Annotated in this window: 2 protein-coding genes; one reads left to right on the top strand and one right to left on the bottom strand. The window is 75.8% G+C overall.

Annotated elements, in window-relative coordinates; all coding sequences use genetic code 11:
- Positions 1-62 precede the first annotated feature (62 nt).
- Positions 63-455, top strand: coding sequence for a hypothetical protein (locus C1A33_RS24495; protein ID WP_101833692.1), 393 nt, complete (start codon positions 63-65; stop codon positions 453-455).
- 26 nt (positions 456-481) lie between these two features.
- Here the strand turns inward: C1A33_RS24495 and C1A33_RS24490 are convergent, their stop codons facing one another.
- Positions 482-1,669: an NHL domain-containing protein gene (locus C1A33_RS24490; protein ID WP_101833690.1), complete on the bottom strand. Its 1,188-nt coding sequence runs from the start codon at positions 1,667-1,669 to the stop codon at positions 482-484.
- Between the last annotated feature and the right edge of the window lie 294 nt (positions 1,670-1,963).

The raw sequence follows: 1,963 nt of genomic DNA, 5'->3' as shown, positions 1-1,963 counted from the left end.
CCGCAAGAAGTCCACAACGAATTCCTGAACCGCAATGATGCGGCCTAAAACCGACTGATAGAATGTGTCCGGAAAACGCGGGGCCGATCAAGTCCGCCTGCCTGGCCGACCTCGGACAGCGCGAGAACGCCCTCACCACCAGCACCGAAGCCGTCACCCTCTATCAGGACCTGTACCGGCGCCACCCACGGGCATTCGCCGCCGAGCTGATCCGATCGCTCGCCAACAGCGGCGAGAGGCTCCGCGGCGCCGGGCAGACTGGCCGGTTGGTTCGGGGCCTCGTGCAGGCCCTCGGCGTCGCGAGCAGCCATCAGATCGACGACTTCGATGCGTGGATCGTCTCGTTGCTGCGCGACGAGCGTCGCGAGCAGCCCGACGTGTTCGACGCGGCCTGGCGGGAGATCGCCGGGACGCCGGTCCCGGACGGCCTGGACCCCGACCCAGCCGACGGATGACGGGGCCGCGGCGCGGACGACGCGGGTTAGGCGGTGAGGGTGGTCAGGACGCCAGAGGGCGAGACGATGCGGATGCGCTGGCGACCGGTCTCGGCGATGTAGACGGAGCCGTCGGGGGCGAGCGCCAGGCCGCGCGGGCCGTCCAGGCCTGCCATCACCGCCGGTGTGCCGTCGACGGAGGCGGCGGAGCGGCCGCCACCGGCGAGGGGGCGCACCAGCCCGTCCCAGGTGATCGTGAGGACGCGATGCTGGTACGGGTCGGCGACGACCAGGCCGCTGGGACCTGCATCGATGGCGGAGGGCCGGCCGATGTCGGTCTGATCCGCCCGGGTCGCGTCCGTCCGGCGGCCCGGTCCCGGTCCCGAGGGGTCGCCGTACGCGGACGGTCCACCGAGGCCGCCGGCGGCGGTGCCGGCGAGAGTCGAGATCCGGCCGACCGGGTCGACGAAGCGGACCCGGCGGTTGTTCGTGTCGGCGATGACGAGCCCGCCGGCCGCCAGCGTCACGTCATGCGGCCCCGACAGCCGCGCCCGCACCGCCGCGTCGCCATCGCCGGACAGGCCGGATTCGCCGCAGCCGGCGACCAGCTCGCCGACACCGTCGGGGTAGACCCGGATGATCTGATGGTTGTCGGTGCTCGCGACGTACAGCACGCCGTCGGCACCGACGGCGAGGGAGCGGGGACGGTTCAGCGCCAGGTGCGCCGCCGCGACCCGCACGCTCGGCGCCAGCGGTGGCCCGGCCAGTCCGGAGCCGGCCCAGGTGCTCACCGCGCCGTCCGGGCCGACCCGGCGGATCCGGTTGTTGAAGTGGTCGGCGATGTACAGCGCGCCGTGCGCGTCCACCGCGATGCCGTACGGGGAGTTCAGTTCGGCGGTGGTCGCCGGGCCGCCGTCGCCCGCGAGACCGGCGTGCCCACTGCCCGCGTACACGGCCACCGTGCCGTCCCCGGAGATCCGGCTGACCTGGTGATGCAGCGGCTGGGAGACGAACAGCGACCCGTCGGGTGCCATCGCCAGGCCGAAGGGATGGGCCACCGTCACCGGCGCACCGCCCTGGCCGGCGGCGGCCGGCCGCCGGGACCGGCCTCGGCCGAACAGCGCCCGGCGCGGGGTGAGCCGGCCGGGCTGCGGGGTCCGCCCGCCCGACGGTGGCGGCGGCGGTGGCGGGGTCTGTGCGGCGGGTGGCCGCGAGGTCAGTCCGGTCGGCGTCACGACGGTGGGCCCGGCCGGTGCTGGTGTCGCCGGCCCCGCCGGCCCTGCCGGCCCTGCCGGCCCTGCCGGCCATGGGGTCATGGGATGGCCGGCCGCTGGTCCCGCGGGGGACGGCGGTGCGCTGGCGGGAGGACCCGCCGGTCGCGCCAGCCCGGCGGGGGGCGACGACGGGGTCACGGCCGAACCAGCCGGCGGCCACGCCCCCGCCGACGCAGGGGTCACGGGCGGGCCGGCCGGCGGCCAGGACGAAGCGGGTGCCGGGGCGGGCTGAACGGGTGCCGGGGAGAGCGGGGC

The sequence above is a fragment of the Frankia canadensis genome (genome assembly GCF_900197875.1).
Taxonomy (GTDB): domain Bacteria; phylum Actinomycetota; class Actinomycetes; order Frankiales; family Frankiaceae; genus Frankia; species Frankia canadensis.
Note: the sequence above shows the minus strand (reverse complement) of the source record. Positions and strands in the feature narration are given on the sequence as shown.

What these genes read in the sequence shown, in the direction of transcription:
- C1A33_RS24495 (WP_101833692.1), top strand. Translation starts at nt 63, where the DNA reads ATGTGTCCGGAAAACGCGGGGCCGATCAAGTCCGCCTGCCTGGCCGAC.